The following is an 18,258-nucleotide window of genomic DNA, read 5'->3' on the forward strand; positions in this document are numbered from 1 at the left end:
GCGCTGGCATCCGCCGCCTACCCAGCAAGAGAATGACACGAATAGTTTGTTTCCTCATAGTTTGATGGCATCCGGGTAGGTGCGTGGCGTGAGTGATCCGGAACCGCGGGCGAAGGAAAGCGAGGATCTGCTCTCGGGCCTGAGTGTGGACGACAGCAGGCCGGAGCAGCCTGTGCTGCTGGACGCGTCCGGGGCTCCGATTCGTACCTGGCGGGAGAACTATCCGTACGACCGCAAGATCCGGCGGCGGGAGTACGAGCGGACCAAGCGGCTCCTGCAGATCGAGCTGCTGAAGCTGCAGCACTGGGTGCAGGGCACAGGTGCACGGCTCGTGGTGATCTGCGAGGGCCGGGACGCGGCGGGCAAGGGCGGAACGATCCAGCGGTTCACCGAGCGGCTCAACCCCCGCGGGGCGCGGATCGTCGCCTTGGACAGGCCGACCGAGCGGGAGGAGAGCCAGTGGTATTTCCAGCGGTACGTCCCCCATCTGCCGGCCGCCGGCGAGATCGTCTTCTTCGACCGGTCCTGGTACAACCGGGCCGGCGTCGAGAAGGTCATGGGATTCTGCGCTCCTGAGCAGTGCGAGCAGTTCTTGCGGCAGTGCCCGGGCTTCGAGGCGATGCTGGTGGAGGACGGGATCCTGCTGGTGAAGTTCTGGTTCTCGGTCTCCCGTGCCGAGCAGCGCACCCGTTTCGCGATCCGGCAGGTCGATCCGGTGCGGCAGTGGAAGCTGTCGCCCACCGACCTGGCCTCCCTGGACCTGTGGGACGCGTACACGACGGCGAAGGTCGAGATGTTCCGTGCAACCGACACCGACCGTGCGCCGTGGACGGTCGTCAAGAGCAACGACAAGCGGCGCGGGCGGCTGGAGGCGATGCGGAGCCTGCTGTGGCGGATCGACTACGACCGCAAGGATGAGGACGTGGTTGGTCAGCCCGACTCCCTCATCGTCGGCGGCGCCGACACCCTCCTCGAACCCGGAGAGGAAGCATCCGACCTCTCCCCCACCCCCTTGGCCGGGCCGCCCGACGGCCCCGGCATGCACCCCGCCCCCTAGGGGGAATCCGCCCGCCAGCTCCTGGAAGCGGCTGCCGAACAGAACGCCTCGGGGGGCGCAGCGACCTTCTGCCATTCTGCTTGCCATGTCCGCACGAAATCGAAGACTGCCCCGGCACCGCGCCTGGCCCCTGACCACCAGCGACATCAACGAGTGCCTCGGCCCTCACATGACCCGCGTCACGGACCTGGAATTCCTCACCGGCCACGACAGTGGGACCATCGTCCTGGGAGCTGCATGGGTCGCTCCGAACCCCCGCAACTACGGCCGCGGCATCCACCCGGACATGGTCGGCTTCCGCATAGGCGTCCACCCGGTCGACGCCACTGAACGTGCTGCGATCCGCGCTGTTCTACGAGCGCATGCCCTCCCACAACTCCACGAATGGATCACGCAGGCGATCGCTGCCGACGAGACCTGGCAACTGACCCCTCACCAGCACTACTGGCGGCTCACAGACGGCCACCTCACCCACCGCGACGAAGCGTGAACCAAGTCCGGACGACACGCATTCCCCCGCATCAGCGAACCACGAATCCGGTACGACACGCCTGGCGAACAGGGATGAGCCCGGAACGCGATGGGAGATGAGCTCTCCGAGTGCCGGTCAGTTCACCTTCCTCAACCTGCAAGATCTGGATCTCACGAACTTCTTCGACGCCCTTGAGGCGATGAACGAAGACCGCTACCTCGACGGGAACACGCAATCCGGAACCGTGCAGCTCGTGCGGCACACCGGCGAACCGTTCACAGGCACCAAGTGGTTGCGTTCACCCGTCCCAGACAACTCGGTCATCTTCTTCTGCCTCGGGGTGGCGAATGGAGCGGGAGCGCGACTTCTCGATGGTCGTTAGGGTCACAACACGGTCCAGCTCATGCCGGACGGGTTCGCCTGGACGAGATGGGCCGTTGAAACGCCTAGCTGAGCGGCTTCCCACTCCTCTGGCACAGGTTCCTACGCACGTCCAAGCGTCGTCACGCGAGCCGATTCCGGAGGGTCAGTAGGCCGCAACCATCAGGGACAGGAGGACGTCGCTCCGGCGTGTTTCGAGCCATCCGCGCAAATCAGATGGGGGACTCTGACTGCCGCCTATGCCAGACGGAGCGGGCTATCTCCCACCCGCCCGCGCGCCAACTCCCCTACTGTCGGCTTACGGACCCCCAGTTGCGTACGGACGAACGTCCCCGGCTCTGACCGCGGGCAGCAGCACGGCAGAGGATCTCGGTTGCGATCGATGCCCCGACCGGGGACAGTCGCACGATGAACCACAACACATCGTGTGAACCGATCGAGCGAGGGTGGGACGAGCCCTGGTATCGGGTCCGCATGGAGGACTTCCAGGTGGCGTTCCTGCCCAGCGCGGGCGAGGACTTGGGCGAGGTCTGCAACGTCGATGTCTTCGTGACTCTGAAGGATGGATCCCGTTGGACCGCGACCGTGTTCACCGTCGCGGAAGTCGAGCGCCTGATGAAACTCTGGGCAGGGACTGACGAGGCCCTCGGCGGCCGGTACTTCTGGGTCTCGGACGGCCTGATCGTCAGGGATCCCGGCATCGACAACATGACACACGTAATCGCCGGACTGATCGAGAACGGCGAGTTCTCCGAGATCTTTCAGCGGGCTATCAACAACTGATCAAGTGCTCGGCCGCCGAATCCACGTGGGTCGTCAGGCCACGTCGCTGTCCCGCTCGGTCTCCTTGAGGCGGTTCTTGAGCCGGTAGCTGGGGCCATTCATGGAGATCACTGCGCAGTAATGGCGAAGGCGGTCGAGGATGAGGACCTCGTCGCCGAAGACCTGGCCGCATCATGGGCGTGCTCGGGCTGCCGCCCCAGCGGGCGTCCACCGCGCTGGGCGCCGCACTCGACCGCAAGGCATGCGGGACGCGGATCTCGAACTTCATCGGGTAGGTGGCTGTACGCACTGGTGCCCAGCGGAGACCGACATCTGCACCCTGCGGAACTCGGCCATCGGCTGACGTCGGCCCGTAGTGGCTATGGACCTCCTCGACGCCCCGGGCCTTCGGAGCTCAGGGTGCTCGACTACAGTGGCGCCCCCATGAACACGCAGGCGCGCCCCTTCAACACCGGCCATCCCGCGCCCCCTTTGCTGCGCCTGCACCTCTTCGGCCGTTTCCGGGCATTGCGTGACGATTGCCCCGAACCCGCCGGGCGATGGCCGAGGCTGACTGCTCAGGCACTGGTAAAGCTCCTCGCTCTCACGCCTGGCCATCGACTGCACCGTGAGCAGATCATGGATCTGTGCTGGCCGGACACCGATCCGCACGCGGCAGCCGGAAATCTCCGCGTCGCGCTGCACGCCGCGAGGCGCGCGCTGGAACCCGAACTCGCTCCGCGCGCCGCATCGTCGTACCTCGTCTCGGAAGGGCCGATGCTCTCTCTCGACCCCGCCACCGTGTGGGTCGACATAGACGATGCCGAGGAGAAGGCCCGGGCCGCACTGGCGTCCTGTGACCCCGAGGCGTTGGTGGACGCGCTGGGCCGGTTCACCGGCGAGCTGCTGCCGGAGGACCGTTACCTCTCGTGGACCGAGCCGCAGCGGGCCCGGCTCGCGTCTCTGAAGGGCGAGATGCGCACGGGGCTGGCCTTGGCCCACCTGGAGGCAGGCGCCCTGCGGGAGGCGACGGCCTTGGCCGAGCTCGTCCTGGAGGCTAGCCCGGCGGAGGAAGCGGCCCACCGGATCCTCATCGACGCCTACATACGCCAGGGGCTGCGGAGGCGCGCGGTCGGGCAATACCACCTGTGTCGTGAGGCGCTCGCGGCCGGGCTGGGCGTCCAGCCGAGTCCGGAGACGGAGCGACTGCACCGGGCCGCCCTGGCCACCACGCGCAGGCCTGGCCCGGCCCCGGCGGCCCTGCCCGCACCACTCCAGAGCCTGGACGTAGCGCCGTTGCGCGGCCGGGAAGAGCTGCTGCACCGGCTGCTCACCGTCGACGGTCCGCCGGTGCGGATCCTGACCGGTGAGGCCGGCGTGGGCAAGACCCGGTTGGTTGCCGAAGCCGCGCGGCTCGCTGCCGCGGCCGGATCCGCCGTGCTGTGGGGCGCCGGTCACGATGCGGAGGGGCACACTCCCTACGGAGCCTTCGCCGAGGCGCTCGACGGTTGGCTGGCCGAGCAGGACGTGGCCGAACGGGCCCGGGTGGGCTCGGAGTACCCGGAGCTGGCAGCCTTCCTGCCGTCATTGGGTCGGGTGGGGATCCTCGGTGACCGCAGCCCCGAGGACGAGCGGGACCGGCTGTTCCGCGCCACGGCGGGGCTTCTCGGTGAACTGATGTCCGTGCAGCCGGTGTTGCTGGTACTGGACGATCTGCACGCTGTGGACTCGGGTTCCTGTCAACTCCTCAGCCACCTCGCGCGGCATGCTTCCCGCCCCGGGTTCGCGTTGCGTGTCCTGGTGACATACCGCGCCGAGGAGCTCGCCGAGTCCGGCCCGCGGAGGGCGGATCTCGCAGCCCTTCTGCGTCAACCGCAGGTCGTGCAGGAGATCGTTCACCGCTTGGATCGGGCAGCGTGTCTCGCGGTCGTGAGCGATGTGACACGTGAGGTGGGTGGCGCGCCACGCGTCGGAGCTGCGCCGGACAGTGCCGGACAGCTCGGCCGTGTGTGGGACCTCTCGCTGGGCAATCCGCTGTTCGCCATCGAACTGGCTCGTAACATGGGTGTCGACGGCCCCGAAAGTCTGGCGCCCGACGGAGTGCGGCAGTTGGTGGCGGAGAAGCTCGCACGTCTCGACGAGAGCACGCGGCGCGTGGTGGAGGCGCTGTCCGTCGGCGGCGCGGAGACCGCGCTGTCCGAGCTGCTCGACGTGGCCGCCGACGGCCTGCACCCGCCTCTTTCAGGGGCGGCAGCCATCACCGCGCTGGACGAGGCCATCGGTGCCGCTCTCATCGAGGAGCGGACCGTCGTCGTAGCGGGAAAGCACGAGACCGGCATCGCCTTCCGGCACCCGTTGGTCCGCCTCACCTGCTACGAGCGGTTGTCCGCCGTCCGCCGCAGGCACCTGCACGGCGCCTTCGCGCAGGCGGTGCGCCGTCGCCGCCCCGATGCAGTCGACACGCTCGCCTCGCACTTCGCGCGCGCCGACGACCCCCGCGCGGCCGAGTACCTGCGCCTGGCGGCCGAACGGGCTGCGGCCCTGTACGCCAACGACACGGCCGACCGCTACTACCGGGACCTGATAGCCCGGCTCGACGTGGACGCCGGTCGCGCGCGCCTCGCGCACGCCCAGGTGCTGCGGAACATGGGCCACTTCGAGCAGGCGGTCGGCGTGCTGCGCCCGGCCCTGGCGGAGTTCGAACGTCTGCACGACCACGACAATCGCGTCCTCGCGGCGGCGCTGCTGGCGGAGATGCTGGTCAGGACCGGGTCCCCAGCTTCCGGCCTTGCCATCCTCCGGCGCCATCCCGTGACGGAGGAAACCGCACCCGAGCCGACGGCGGGACACTTCCTGACACTGTCCGTCATTCTCAGCACCCAAGGTCGCTACGACGACGGGTGCGACGCCGCCGGGCGCGCCCTCGCGGCGGCCGAGGGGGTGCTGGGACACGCCGGCCACGGACTGAAGGCCCGCGCCTTCGTCCTGCAGGCGAGCGACCTGGGGCTCTCGGGCGACTTCGACCTGGCCCGTGCCGCGGGCGACCGAGCGTTGGCACCGGCCGAGGCCTTCGGTGATCCGACGCTGCTGGGCTCCGTCCTGTCGATGCTGCGGGAGAACGCGCGCCGCGCAGGCCGGCTGCGCGAGGCCATCGACATCGGGGAGCGCGCCCTCGGCCTCGCCGAACGGTCCGGAGGTCCGGCAGCAGCCGCCTTCGAGCGGGCGAACCTCGCGGAACTGTGGCTGCTCCTGGAGGAGCCCGAGCAGGCGCGGGCTCTCGCCGAGGAGGCGGTCGCGGGCGCCGAACCGGCCGAGGCCTGGTGTCTTCCGTACGCACTGACGGCGCTGGCCCGCGCCCGGTGGGCCATCGACGAGACGTCAGGCGCCGAGATCCTCCTGGACCGCGCCGAGTCGGTCGTCACCACGCTCGGGGACCAGCGGGCGAGCCATGAAGTACGGGCCGCGCGTGCGGAACTCGCCCTGCGCCTGGGTCACCCGGAGACCTTGTCGCGGGTGTTGGACGGTTTCGCCGACGAGGCGCCGGTCCTGGCGGCCTGGGGCGAGCTCCTCTCCGGCCGGAAAGAGTCCGCGCGCCGCCGTGCTCTGGCCGAGGTGGCACGGGCGGAACGTACCGGGGAGCACATTGCCGAAGTGGAAGCCCGGGTCGCGCTCGGGGCTTGCTTGGTGATGCTCTCCCGGGACGACGAGGGTGAGCGGGAGCTGGCACGGGCCGAATCACTGGCCGAGCTTCTTCCCTATCCGGCCGGAACCAGCCGGGCGGCATGGGCACGCATCCGTCTCCGCGCCGAGAAGCGCCGCTGAGAACCGCGCGTCCTCAGGCTCCGTCGAGGGCGTTCGACGCGTCGCCACGTCCTGGCACCAGCAGGCCACGCGCACTGTAATGCCCGAGTAACGGCGTCTGTCTAGTGTCCGAACTCCCCCGTTCCGTTCCTGGAGGAGCTCCCCCGATGCACCTGCCCCAACCGCTGCGGCGTGGCCGCGCCGCCTGGGCAGCGGCCGCCTTCACCGCAGCCGCCCTGCTGACCGCGCCGCTGCCCGCGACGGCAGCCGACGCCGCCACGACGCCGTCTCCCAAGGTCGACTCCGCGCTGCTGAACGCCGTTGCCAGCGGAGGCAAGGCATCCTTCTTCGTCGTCCTCAAGGACCAGGCGGACCTGTCCGCCGCCAAGAAGAAGTCCCACTCCGCGAAAGCGAAGTCCGCCTACAGCGAACTCCGCGCCCACGCGACGAGCAGCCAGAAGTCGCTGAGCACCTTCCTCGACATGAAGAAGGTCGGCCACGAGGACTACTGGATCGCCAACGCCATCAAAGTCACCGGCGACCAGCAGCTCGTGAACGAGCTCGCGAAGCGCTCGGACGTCGCCTCGATCGTCAAGGAGCGGCACTACAAGCTCGACGACATCGAGACCTCCGACGCCAAGGTCACCAAGGCACGCCCGGCCTCCGGGAAGACGGACTCCGCCGTCGGTGGCGACGACGCCCCGGAGTGGGGCATCGCCGACATCAACGCAGACGATGTCTGGAACCAGTACGAGACGCGCGGCGAGGGCATCGTCATCGCCAACGTCGACTCGGGTGTGCAGTACGACCACCCGGACCTGGTCGCCCAGTACCGCGGGAACAACAGCGACGGCTCGTTCTCGCACGACTACAACTGGTACGACCCGACCGGTGCCTGCCCCGACAGCGCCGTCCCGTGCGACAACAACGGCCACGGCACTCACACCATGGGCACGATGGTCGGCAAGAAGGGCATCGGCGTCGCGCCGAACGCGAAATGGATCGCTGCCAAGGGCTGCGAGGCCGAGCAGTGCACGGACGCGTACCTGCTCAAGGCCGGTCAGTGGATTCTGGCGCCGACGGACCACAACGGGCGGAACCCGCGCCCGGACCTCGCCCCGAACATCGTCAACAACTCGTGGGGCGGTGACGACAACACCTTCTACAAGGACATCGTCGAGGCCTGGAACTCCGCGGGCATCTTCGAGGCCTTCGCGGCAGGCAACGACGGCAACGGCGTCACCTGCTCCACCACGCACCCGCCGGGGGCGCAGGTCTCGTCCTACGGCGTGGGCGCGTACGACGTGAACGGCAAGATCGCCGGCTTCTCCGGCTTCGGCCCCTCGCTGGTCGACGGCTCGATGAAGCCGAACATCTCGGCGCCCGGCGTCAACATAGGCTCGACGTGGCCCGGTTCCTCGTACAACACCATCAACGGGACGTCGATGGCGACCCCGCACGTCGCCGGTGCGGTCGCGCTCCTGTGGGCGGCGGCCCCGTCCCTGATCGGCAACATCGACGAGACCCGCAGGCTCCTCAACGAGGGCGCCCGTGACGTCGACGACACCCACTGCGGTGGTACGGCCGGCATGAACAACGTCTGGGGCGAGGGCAAGCTCGACATCCTCGCCTCCATCGACAAGGCCCCGCACACCGCGGTGACGGTCACCGGCACGATCACCGACCAGGCCACCGGCAAGGCTCTGTCCGGCATCCTCGTCGAGGCCACGGACACCGCTTCCGTCACCCGCTCGGTCACCACCGCCTCCGACGGCTCCTACCGTCTGGCGCTCGCCCCGGGCTCGTACTCCTTCTCGCTCAGCGGATACGGCTATGCGAACAAGACGGTCTCCGGCATCCAGCTGTCCACCGGAACGTCACTGGCCCAGAACATCGCGATGGAAGCCGTCAGGACCCACCCGGTCACCGGCACCGTCCTCGACGTCACCGGCAAGCCTCTCGCCAAGGCGACCGTCGAGGTCACCGGCACCCCCGTCCCGTCCGTCACCTCGGGCACCGACGGCACCTTCACCCTGCCCGCGGTCGCCGAGGGCGACTACACCCTGACGGTGAAGCCGGCCTCCCCGGTCCTGTGCAACGGGATCTCCTCCGCGAGCCTGGCCGTCGACGGCGTCGAGACCCGCACCGTCCACCTTCCGGCCCGCTCCGACCACTCCGGCAACAGCTGCACCCCGGCGACTTACTCCTGGATCAAGGGCTCCAACACGGTCTCCCTGACCGGTGACGAGGACGCCAAGACCGTCGCGCTTCCCTTCTGGGTGAACCTGTACGGCGTCGACTACTCCAGCGCCTCCATCACCACCAACGGCCTGGTCAACTTCATGGAGCCGCGTCTCGGCGACTACGCCAACACCGCGCTTCCCTCGGCCGCCCCGCCGAACGGCATCGTCGCCCCGTTCTGGGACGACCTGACCCTCGACAGGAAGTCGAGCGTGCAGACCGCTCTCAAGGGCAAGAACGGCAAGCGTCAGTTCGCCGTCGTCTGGAACCAGGCCCTGCTCGTCTCCGACGGCAAGACTCGCGTCACCTTCGAGGCCGTCTTCGACGAGGCCACCGGTGACATCACCTTCCAGTACAAGTCCGTGCCCGGCAGCGGCTCCGCCGCCACCGTCGGCATCGAGAACCAGGCGGGCACCGACGCCCTCCAGTACTCCTCCGACCAGGCCGTCCTGACCGACGGTTCGGCGATCCGCATCGCGCAGGGAGCCTGATCATGCGATCCCCTCACTCCAAGCGGGCGCTGACGCTCGCCTCCGCCCTGGTGGCCGCCGGCCTCGCCCTGTCCTCGGCACCGCACGCGCTGGCCGCCGGCACCGATGGCAACTCGGTCATGAAGCTGACCGATGCCCAGGCGGAGAAGCTCACCGACCGCATGGGTGTCGACGTCTACGGCGACCGAACAGCCTCCGGCGACGCGACCGACGACCAGGCATCCACCGATGACGCCTCCGGTGCCTCCAACAGCTCAACCGGCGGCGGCTCGCACCTCGACGCCGCCGGTTCCGGCACGGCCGCGGCCAACACTCCGGTCACCTTCACCGCCAAGTCCACGATGGAGGGCGTGCGCGGCCTCGGCGTCACGGTGCCCGCCAAGGGCGACCAGTACTTCACCGTGCACAGCCTGGGCAACATCCAGCTACACAACGCCGACGGCTCCACAGCATGGGCCCGTACCAACGCCTCGCTGTACACGGACTGGCAGGTCAAGCCGCTGCAGGCCTGGCGGGTCGAGCCGTACCCGGCTCGCATCGTGATGGGCTACGACGCCGTCAGCCCGTTCTCGCCCTACTCCGACCAGGGCTACGACACCAGCGATCTGACGGGTGACGGTGTCCCGGACGTCGTCTTCTCGGCGGCCGTCGGCTTCACGCCCACGCCCCGGGCCTTCACATCGCCCGGCTCGTCGCTGTCGACCGGCACGTTCGTGACGGTCCTGGACGGCAAGACCGGCAAAACGCTGTGGTCGAAGCTCTACTCGTACATCTCCAACGTGAAGATCGTGGACGGCACCCTGCTGATCGCGAACTCGCCGCGGGTGAACAGCCGCGCTCCGGCGACGGAGACCGCCACCCTCACGGGCATCCGGTTCGCGTACGCCGGCGGCGCCCTGACCCCGTCATCGACGTGGACGTACGACACCGAGGAGACACGGAACGTCGGCTGGGGCGCCCTGGAGGGCCTGGGCGACGGCAAGGTCGCCGTCTCCTGGAACCTGCGCAAGAACGTGGACGTCGACCCGCACGGAACGACGCTCGTCCTCGACACCATCGACGGCTCCGTGTCCTGGCGGACGGACGGTGACCTGTACAGCCGCCAGCTCCACCTGGACGCCACCCGCGGGCGCGTGGTCGCCCTGGAGCAGTCGGACGTCAGCGACGCCGTCAAGTACGAGATCGCCTCGTACGACCTCAAGAGCGGCGAACGCACCACCCTGGGCACCCGCGTCAACGCCATGGCCACGGCCATGACGATCGGCGACGCGGCTTCGGGCAACGGTGCGGAGTACGCAGTCAGCGAGTCGACGTTCGACCCTGACCTGTTCGTGAACTCGAGCACGATCCGCGTGCTGAACGGCGAGGACGCGTCTACCGTCAAGTGGGCCTACACGTTCAAGCGCGACGCCTCCAACAACCACGACGGAGCCAACGCCTGGCACATGGACACCGTCGGCGGCAAGCTCGTCGTCTCCAGCCAGGACGACACGGGCATGGGCGGTGCGGAGAACATCGGCGGCCTGCGCTACGGCGCCCTGACCGTGTTCAACGCCAAGGGCAAGATCGCCTGGCGCCAGGACCGTCTGAACGCGTCTCCGATGTTCCAGCAGGTCTACCAGTCCGGCGGCAAGGACTTCGTCCGGGTCATCGACCAGAACCAGAACATCCGGACGTACAAGCTGGGCAACGGCGTACAGATGGGCATCACGCCGCTCCAGGGCGCCCTGAACTACGCGCAGGCCGTCGACCTCAACGGCGACAAGAAGAAGGACGTCGTCGCCGGCGGGGCCTCCAACGGCGTGTTCGCCTGGTCCGGTCCCTCGCTGGTCAAGGGCGAGCCGAAGCAGCTCTGGCGGGCCACCGTCGCCGGCGAGATCCACAACATCACGACCGGTGACGTCAACGGTGACGGCAAGCCGGAGATCGTCGTGGCCGCGGACAGCGCGACCACCGTCCTCGACGGTGCCACGGGCAACATCCTCACCACCATCGACGGCGCCGGCCAGTACGTGCGCTCGGTGACCGCCGCCGACGTCAACGGCGACGGCAAGGACGAGATCCTCGTCCCGACCGACGCCCTGCGCGTCTACAACGCCCGCGGCACGCAGCTGTGGGCGTACGCGGCTCCCGCGAGCGCTGGTGACGTGGTCTTCTCCGACACGACCGTCGCCGACGGCCAGGTGTACACGCAGTACTCCAGCCTCGGCGCGATCAACAGCACATCCGCCGTCCAGAACGGTGTCGCGCTCGACGGCGCGAAGGGCACGGTGAACTGGACCGCCAACCCCAAGGCTCCACGGCAGGCGTTCGAAGGCAAGCTGTTCGGCGCGGCCCTCGACCACGCTGTCTTCGCCTCGCCGAACATCCCGTACGCGGACGGACACGCCGTCGTCTACACCTGGATCACGCGCAGCGACCCCACGGTCGCGGGTGAGCTGGACACCGCCACTCCCCGCGTCGTCATGGAGATCCGTGACGGACGTACCGGTGAAGTGCTGCACCAGGCCGTGGGCGGCAGCCCGTGGTCGCACGACAACTACTTCGTCGACGGTGAGAACGACCTGCTGTACCAGCTCAGCTACGGTACGTTCCGGGGCTTCGGCGCAGACGGAGCGGAAACCTCCAGCTCCGTGATCGCCCCGCTGCGAGGCGTCCAGTTCGTCAATGGACCCAGTGGTCGCAGGCTGCTGGCCGGCGGCCTGGAGGGAGGCGTCGGCGCCTGGGACCCGTCGGTGCTGACTACGGGATGGCAGTTCCAGAGCGGTCTGGGAACCGGCTCCCGGATGGGCGGCCGCAACTACCTCGCCGCCGACCTCGACGGTGACGGTGTCGACGACATGGTGTCGCTGAACTCCGACGACTTCGGCCGCAACCGGATGGCCAACCAGCTGGGCGGCGGCGTCCTGTCGCTGAACAACGCCATCCAGCAGACCACCACGTACACCCTGTCCTGACCAGGGCCGGCTGACCGCCGGACACTACGCCGAGAACCCCCTGGGCCCTGCCCAGGGGGTTTCGCCTGTCCAGTCGGGGTGCGCCCGGGCGATGAGTGCGGAGGCACCGGCCACGTGGGGCGTCGCCATCGACGTACCGCTCTTGGAGGTGTGGCCACCGCCCAACTTAGCGGCGACAATGCCGACGCCGGGGGCGGTGATGTCGGGCTTGACCGCGTTGTCGCTGGGGCGCGGGCCGCGGCTGGGAACGGGGCGAGTTCGTCCTCGGCATTCACCGCGGCCCACGGAGAGGGCATCGTCGGGGGCGACGCCCCGGTAGGTGCTGTCGACGTCGGCGCTCGTGGAGGCCACGTGCGTGCCGTGGCCATTGCCCGTCCTCCGCACTCGCGCCGCCGAGGAAGTTGGACGAGACCGTCACCCGGCCCGCCAGGCCCGGGTGGTCGGAATCGTAGCCGCTGTCGAGGACGGCGACGCCCTTCCCCGTGTACCCGCTCTCCCAGGCCTCGGGGCCGTGGATCTGCGGAACGCTCTTGTCCAGGGCGACACGCAGCCTGCCGTCCAGCCACAGCTTGTTCACACCGCCCGCGAGGGACCGTCCGGTCCCGGCGGTGAGGCGCTTCCAAGTGGTGGCTGCGTCAACGCCGTCATGCAGGTCGAAAGCGGTCATGCCGAGCCGGGAGATGGTGTGCGCTGGACGGGAGGAGGCGCCGCCGACGGCCCGGCGTGCCTTGTCCGCGGCGCCGGAGCCCTTGGCGTGCTGGACGATCAACCCGACCGTGGCGTCGGTGGTGCTGCCCTTCGTTCCGTACGCGGTCTCCAGCAGCGCCTTGACGTCGAAGAGCGAAGGGTCGACCCGGCCAGCGGCGAGCATCGCCTCGGCGTCTGCGGGAACGACGCTCATGTCGTCGGAGCCGACGGAACTGGTCGTGAAGGCGACGTCGGGTCGGCCAGGTGCCGGTGTGACGGTCGCCGAGCGGATGGCGGTGTCCTTGCGTTCGACCGTGACGGTGCCGCCGGTGGGCAGCGGCACTGTGAAGGTCGCCGGCATCTGCGGCCGGGACGAACGGACCGGCCGCCTGCGCGTCGCTGACGAGCACGAGCGCCGCCGCGACCAGGCCGGCGGCCGCGGCTATGGACCTGACCTGTATGGAAAGAACCCCAAGGTTCAGGGAGCGAGGACGCGACGCATGCTCGCAGCTCAGGGTCTTTCAACCATCCAGAAGGTGACGACTCGACGACGCGTCGTAGATCCGCCACCCCTCCGTCGGCGGCCCGGCCGGCACACGAACGGGCCGGGCCGTCGTGCGGCAGCCCGGCCCGGTGACGTACCGCGTGATCAGTTCTCGTAGTCCGGTGCGATCCGCTCCACGAGGCGCAACAGGGCCCCCCAGGCCAGGTCGTAGGCGTCGTGGTCCTCGAAGTCCGAGGACGCCTCGCCCTCGCCGGTGAGCTGCTGGGCGGTGTACTCCGCGACCTCGTCCGCGGGCATGATCAGCGGGGTGCCGCCAGCCTGGGCGGTGACCTGGATCTCGCAGGCCTTCTCCAGGTAGTACATGCGCAGGAACGCCTGCTTGGCGCTGTCTCCCACGGTCAGCAGGCCGTGGTTGCGCAGGATGAGCGCGGGGTGACCACCGAGGTCGGCGACGAGGCGTTCCTGCTCGTCCAGGTTGAGGGCGACGCCCTCGTAGTCGTGGTAGCCGACGCGGTTGTGGAACTCCATCGACATCTGGTTGACCGGCAGCAGACCGTCCTGCTGCGCGGCGACGGCGCAGCCCGCCTTCGTATGCGTGTGCAGGACACAGTGCGCGTCGGTGCGGGCCCGGTGGATCGCGCTGTGGATCACGAAGCCGGCCGGGTTGACGGGGTGCGGCGACGGCTCGACGGGCTTCCCGTCGAGGTCGATCTTGACCAGGTTGGAGGCGGTGATCTCCTCGAACAGCAGCCCGTACGGATTGATCAGGAAGTGGTGGTCCGGGCCTGGCAGCCGCTGCGAGATGTGCGTGAAGATCAGGTCGGTCATCCGGAAGTGCGCGACCAGCCGGTAGACGGCGGCGAGTTCACGGCGCAGACGCAGCTCCTCGGCGGCCGCTTCGTCCGTCGTGACGGGGGTGGTGACAAGGTCGGTCACGCGGGGGCTCCTTGCGGGCTGGTGGTGCGGGGTGCGGGTGTGGTGGCCTGTTCCGGGACGACGACCGGGGACTTCGGTTGTCCGGTGGTCCACCAGGCGATGACGTTGTGCGCGGGCCCGGTGACATAGGCGCGCAGCGAGGCGTCCGAGAGGAACGCGCTGTGCGGAGAGAGCAGCAGGCGCGGGTGCCTGCGCAACGGGTCGTCCGCGGCGGGTGGTTCAGTGGGGAAGACGTCGAGGGCGGCGCCGGCGAGGTGCCCGCTGTCGAGGGCGGCGAGTACGGCGCCGGGCTCGATGAGGTCACCCCGGGAGGCGTTCACCAGGATGCTGCCGGGGCGCATGCGGGCCAGCAGCGGGCCGTCGACCATGCCTCTGGTCTGCGGGGTGGACGGAGTGTGCAGGGACAGGACGTCCGCCTCTGCGAGCACCTCGTCCAGGCCTGCCTGCTCGACACCCTCGGGCAGGCCGGTGGCGTGCGGGTCGTGGGCGAGCACCCGGCCGAAGAGAGGTGCGGCGATGTGGGCAAGTGTGCGGGCGATGCGGCCGAGGCCCACCAGGCCGAGGGTCATCTCGCTCACGCGGCGCGGGAGTTCGGGGAAGTCGTTGCTCCAGCCCCCGCCCCGGACCACGGCGTCGGCCTGCGGAAGGCGCCGGATGAGCGCGAGCGTCTGGGCGAGGGCGTGCACCGCTACGTCCTCGGTCGCCGAGTCCGGCAGGTTGGACACCCACAGCCCCCGGCGGGCCGCTTCGGCGATGTCGATCATGTCGTAGCCCGCGGACATGGTGGCGATCATGCGCACCCCGGGGAGCCGGTCGAGGAGGGCCGCGTCGACGCGCGCGTATCCGACGATCAGCGCGTCCGCGTCGTGCGCGGCGGCGGAGATGGCGTCCGGGTCGCGACTGCCGACGAAACGCGCGTCGAAGCCGGCCTCGGACAGGAGGCGCAGACCCGGCTCGGGGTCCAGCTCCTCCGTCTCGGTGATCACGGCCACGGGTCGTGTCACACCCAACCTCCATGAATGATTCGATTGCCACATGGGCATGAAACTTACGTTTCGGTTGCACAAGCTGTCTACCCCGGATGAGATGGTTGTCCAGAGCTCCAACCACCCCACCACCCAAGCCGCCGTCCGGGCCCGCGGCGGCCTGTCCGACAATGAGCGCAGACCCCGGCCGGCAGACGGCCGGGCCGACTCACCCACCACCGAGGGGACCTGCCGTGGATCTCGACGAGACCGACCTGGCGATCGTGCGCGGACTACAGGGCGACGGCCGGCTGACGTACGAGACGCTGGCCCAGCAGGTGGGACTCTCCCGTCCGGCGACCCGGATGCGGGTACAGCGGCTCCAGGAGTCGGGGGCCGTCCGCATCGTGGCCATTGCACATCCGGCAGTGCACCGTCTCACCGCTTCCGCACACCTGTCGATCGACACCGACGGCGCCGCCGCCCCGGTGGCGCGCGAGATCGCCGAACTCCCCGAGGCCCCCTTCGTGACATTGACCAGCGGCCGGCGGTCGGTCATGGCGGAGCTGCGCACGGCGGACTTCGGACAACTGGAGCGGACCATCGAGCGCATCAGGGCCCTGAAGGGCGTGCGCACGGTGGACCCGCTGGTGGCGACGCGACACGTGAAGGATCCTTACCTGCTGGCCGAGGAGCCGACCGTCGCACTCCAGGACGCGATGGACGCACGAATTCTGGCCGAGCTGGAGGAGGACGGGCGGCTGCCGTTCGCCGAGCTGGCGGGGCGGGTCGGCCTCTCGGCCGGCGCGGCCCGCTCGCGCACCCTGCGCCTCCTGGAGGGCGGCGTGGCAAAGGTGGTCGCACTGGTGCGGCCCGACGTGCTGGGCATGGGCTATCTGTGCGGGTTCAGCCTGCGGGTGACAGGGACGGCGGCCCGGGTCGCCGAGCAGGTGGCCGCGATCCCACGGGTGACGTTCCTGTCGACATGCCTGGGTCGCGCGGAGCTGGTCGGCACGATCACGGCGGAGTCGTTCGCCGCCGTGCGCGCCACCTTGGAGGAGATGCGGGAGCTGTCACAGGTACGTGAGGTGGAGAGCTGGCTGCACCTGGAGCTGGTGAAGGAGCAGTACAACATGGGGCCGCGCACGGCCTGAACGCCCGCGCAGGCATCCAATCCGGACCGAGACAGTCGATACGTAAGTCGGCAGGCAATTCAACTTTACAAAAATTCCTCTCGTGACCCTCTGGCAAACCAGGCGTTCGCTATCTATGGTTCACCGAGTCGAATCGTCTGTCGACGCATCCCCGTATCTCTCGGTCGAAAGCAGGCCTGCCATGCCCCGTCCGTCCTCATCTCCCGAGCGCACCCTGCTCGTCACCGGCGCCGCCGTCGCCGTCCCGGGCACCACGGTCCGCGCCGAGGCTCTCGCCGTTCGCGGTGACCGCATCGTGCACGTCGGCACCGCCGAGGACGCCTGCGCGGCGCTTGGAGGCCGGGCCGATACGGAACTCGTGCTGGACGGCGGCCTGGTCCACCCCGGCTTCATCGACGCGCACTGCCACCCGGTGATGTACGGACAGGCCCTTGCCTGGGTCGACGTGCGACCCGAGCGCGTCGGCGACATCGACACGCTGGTCGAGGTGTTGCGGGAGGCCTCCCGTGACCTGCCGTCCGGCGTCCCGATCCGTGGTTTCGGGTATGAGCACCGGCGCCTGGCCGAGGGTCGCCACCCGAACTGCCACGACCTGGACCGCGTCGCCGGCGACCGCGAGGTCTACGTCATGAACGCCTCCGGCCACGGCGGCGTCGTCAACTCCCACACCCTGCGGACCTGCGGCATCACCGCCGGCACCCCCTCTCCCGAGGGCGGCAGCATCGGCCACTTCGAGAACGGGGAGCCCGACGGCCAGCTGTGGGACGCGGCCTGCGACATGCTCACCGGTCCGGCAGGGGTGAAGATCGGCAACCACGGACCGAACTTCCACCTCTCCGAGCCCGACGACATCATGGCCGACCACCTGATGCGCGCCCAGGAGGTCTTCCTCGCCGCCGGCGTCACCACGATCGGCGACGCCCAGGTCTCGCGCCGCGAGATGGAGACGTATCTGCGCGCCCACGACGACGGCAGCCTCCGCATACGTGTCTCCGCCTACCTGACGTCCGCGCTGCTCGACACCGCACTCGAGCTGGGTGCGGTGCGCGGCTTCGGCGACGACCTGTTCCGCATCCAGGGCGTGAAGTTCTACGCCGACGGCACCCTCGGCGGCTGGACCGCGTACTTCCCCGAGGGGTACGCCGCCGACTGCTGCCACCACGGTCAGCTCTACCACTCGGTCGAGGAGTACTCGGAGATCGTCCGTCGCACCCACGCCGCAGGTCTCCAGACCGCGACGCACGCCCAGTCCCCGTACGCCATCGGCATGGTGCTCGACGCGATCGAGAAGGCCCAGGCCGACCGGCCGCGCGACGACATGCGCCACCGCATCGAACACTCCGGTCTGCCGACGGACGAGCAGATCGACCGCATGGGCGAGCTCGGCGTCGTCCCCGTCATGCAGCCGCAGCACCACCTGCGTACCGGCGACGGCACCTTGACCGCCATCGGTGAGTTGGGCAACCGCTACAACCCCGCGGGCCGCTGCCCGCAGGCCGGTGTCCCGGTCGTCTTCTCCTCGGACGCCCCGGTTGCCCCGCCCGCCCCGCTGGAGGCCGTGGCCGCCGCCGCGACCCGCCGCACCGTGCTGGGCACGGTCCTCGGCGACGAGTCGCTGCGCCTGCCCGTCGAGGCCGGTCTGCACGCCCACACCGGTGCGGCGGCGGCCGCCCTGCACCGTGAGCACGCGGTCGGCGCCCTCGCACCCGGTATGCTCGCCGACTTCTGTGTCCTGGATGTCGACCCGCTGACCGTGCCTGCCGACAGGCTCACCGGTATCCGCGTGCGCGAGACCTGGGTGGGCGGAACCCGCGCCTGGGCCGCCGCCGGTCGCTGAACCACCGCCCCG

Annotated in this window: 13 protein-coding genes and 1 pseudogene; 9 read left to right on the forward strand and 5 right to left on the reverse strand. The window is 69.4% G+C overall.

The features are described 5' to 3' along the window. Positions 1-88: 88 nt before the first annotated feature. From ppk2 to ABT129_RS30725, 4 genes are all read left to right on the forward strand, one after another. Positions 89-1,057 carry a polyphosphate kinase 2 gene (ppk2, locus tag ABT129_RS30710; RefSeq protein WP_351908128.1) on the forward strand — a complete coding sequence of 323 codons (969 nt, stop codon included), beginning with the start codon at positions 89-91 and terminating at the stop codon, positions 1,055-1,057. Positions 1,058-1,142: 85 nt separating this feature from the next. Continuing rightward, complete coding sequence (locus ABT129_RS30715) at positions 1,143-1,547, forward strand: hypothetical protein (RefSeq protein WP_351908130.1); 405 nt, start codon at positions 1,143-1,145, stop codon at positions 1,545-1,547. Positions 1,548-1,644: 97 nt separating this feature from the next. Further along, entirely contained in the window at positions 1,645-1,911 is a 267-nt protein-coding gene (locus ABT129_RS30720; protein WP_351908132.1) for a hypothetical protein, read from the forward strand. A gap of 407 nt (positions 1,912-2,318) precedes the next feature. Next, a complete protein-coding gene (locus tag ABT129_RS30725; protein ID WP_351908134.1) occupies positions 2,319-2,693 on the forward strand; it encodes a hypothetical protein in 375 nt (124 codons plus the stop codon). A gap of 33 nt (positions 2,694-2,726) precedes the next feature. On the opposite strand, the pseudogene ABT129_RS30730 reads toward ABT129_RS30725, so the two are convergent. Continuing rightward, positions 2,727-2,861: pseudogene (locus tag ABT129_RS30730) on the reverse strand (ATP-binding protein); the annotation flags it as partial. Positions 2,862-3,116: 255 nt separating this feature from the next. Here ABT129_RS30730 and ABT129_RS30735 point away from each other — a divergent pair. From ABT129_RS30735 to ABT129_RS30745, 3 genes are all read left to right on the forward strand, one after another. After that, positions 3,117-6,494, forward strand: coding sequence for an ATP-binding protein (locus ABT129_RS30735; RefSeq protein ID WP_351908136.1), 3,378 nt, complete (start codon positions 3,117-3,119; stop codon positions 6,492-6,494). 146 nt (positions 6,495-6,640) lie between these two features. Then, positions 6,641-9,205, forward strand: coding sequence for a S8 family serine peptidase (locus ABT129_RS30740; protein WP_351908138.1), 2,565 nt, complete (start codon positions 6,641-6,643; stop codon positions 9,203-9,205). 2 nt (positions 9,206-9,207) lie between these two features. Further along, positions 9,208-12,162, forward strand: coding sequence for an FG-GAP repeat domain-containing protein (locus ABT129_RS30745; RefSeq protein ID WP_351908140.1), 2,955 nt, complete (start codon positions 9,208-9,210; stop codon positions 12,160-12,162). Positions 12,163-12,186: 24 nt separating this feature from the next. On the opposite strand, the gene ABT129_RS30750 is transcribed toward ABT129_RS30745, so the two are convergent. The 4 genes from ABT129_RS30750 to ABT129_RS30765 all read right to left on the reverse strand — a co-directional run bounded on the left by ABT129_RS30750 (position 12,187) and on the right by ABT129_RS30765 (position 15,294). Next, positions 12,187-12,546 carry a S8 family serine peptidase gene (locus tag ABT129_RS30750; RefSeq protein ID WP_351908142.1) on the reverse strand — a complete coding sequence of 120 codons (360 nt, stop codon included), beginning with the start codon at positions 12,544-12,546 and terminating at the stop codon, positions 12,187-12,189. Next, positions 12,434-13,210, reverse strand: coding sequence for a hypothetical protein (locus ABT129_RS30755; protein ID WP_351908144.1), 777 nt, complete (start codon positions 13,208-13,210; stop codon positions 12,434-12,436). The genes ABT129_RS30750 and ABT129_RS30755 overlap by 113 nt, the downstream gene beginning before the upstream one ends. A 288-nt stretch (positions 13,211-13,498) precedes the next feature. Then, positions 13,499-14,290: a class II aldolase/adducin family protein gene (locus ABT129_RS30760; RefSeq protein ID WP_351908145.1), complete on the reverse strand. Its 792-nt coding sequence runs from the start codon at positions 14,288-14,290 to the stop codon at positions 13,499-13,501. After that, complete coding sequence (locus tag ABT129_RS30765; RefSeq protein WP_351908147.1) at positions 14,287-15,294, reverse strand: C-terminal binding protein; 1,008 nt, start codon at positions 15,292-15,294, stop codon at positions 14,287-14,289. Before ABT129_RS30765 ends, ABT129_RS30760 begins: the two co-directional genes overlap by 4 nt. A gap of 215 nt (positions 15,295-15,509) precedes the next feature. Between ABT129_RS30765 and ABT129_RS30770 the strand changes: the two genes are divergently transcribed. Together ABT129_RS30770 and ABT129_RS30775 are read left to right on the forward strand one after the other, a co-directional pair. Continuing rightward, positions 15,510-16,409 (forward strand): Lrp/AsnC family transcriptional regulator, encoded by a 900-nt coding sequence (locus ABT129_RS30770; RefSeq protein ID WP_351908149.1) that lies wholly within the window; start codon positions 15,510-15,512, stop codon positions 16,407-16,409. Between the two features lie 181 nt (positions 16,410-16,590). Continuing rightward, a complete protein-coding gene (locus tag ABT129_RS30775; protein ID WP_351908151.1) occupies positions 16,591-18,246 on the forward strand; it encodes an amidohydrolase in 1,656 nt (551 codons plus the stop codon). Positions 18,247-18,258: the final 12 nt, after the last annotated feature.

It is taken from the genome of Streptomyces sp. NPDC002057, from assembly GCF_040296665.1.
Taxonomy (GTDB): Bacteria; Actinomycetota; Actinomycetes; order Streptomycetales; family Streptomycetaceae; genus Streptomyces.

Excerpts from the sequence above, each read along its gene's own strand:
- ABT129_RS30715 (WP_351908130.1), top strand. The coding sequence starts at position 1,143 with ATGTCCGCACGAAATCGAAGACTGCCCCGGCACCGCGCCTGGCCCCTG.
- ABT129_RS30725 (WP_351908134.1), top strand. The coding sequence starts at position 2,319 with ATGAACCACAACACATCGTGTGAACCGATCGAGCGAGGGTGGGACGAG.
- ABT129_RS30735 (WP_351908136.1), top strand. The coding sequence starts at position 3,117 with ATGAACACGCAGGCGCGCCCCTTCAACACCGGCCATCCCGCGCCCCCT.
- ABT129_RS30745 (WP_351908140.1), top strand. The coding sequence starts at position 9,208 with ATGCGATCCCCTCACTCCAAGCGGGCGCTGACGCTCGCCTCCGCCCTG.
- ABT129_RS30755 (WP_351908144.1), bottom strand. The coding sequence starts at position 13,210 with ATGCCGGCGACCTTCACAGTGCCGCTGCCCACCGGCGGCACCGTCACG.
- ABT129_RS30740 (WP_351908138.1), top strand. The coding sequence starts at position 6,641 with ATGCACCTGCCCCAACCGCTGCGGCGTGGCCGCGCCGCCTGGGCAGCG.
- ABT129_RS30775 (WP_351908151.1), top strand. The coding sequence starts at position 16,591 with ATGCCCCGTCCGTCCTCATCTCCCGAGCGCACCCTGCTCGTCACCGGC.
- ABT129_RS30720 (WP_351908132.1), top strand. The coding sequence starts at position 1,645 with ATGAGCTCTCCGAGTGCCGGTCAGTTCACCTTCCTCAACCTGCAAGAT.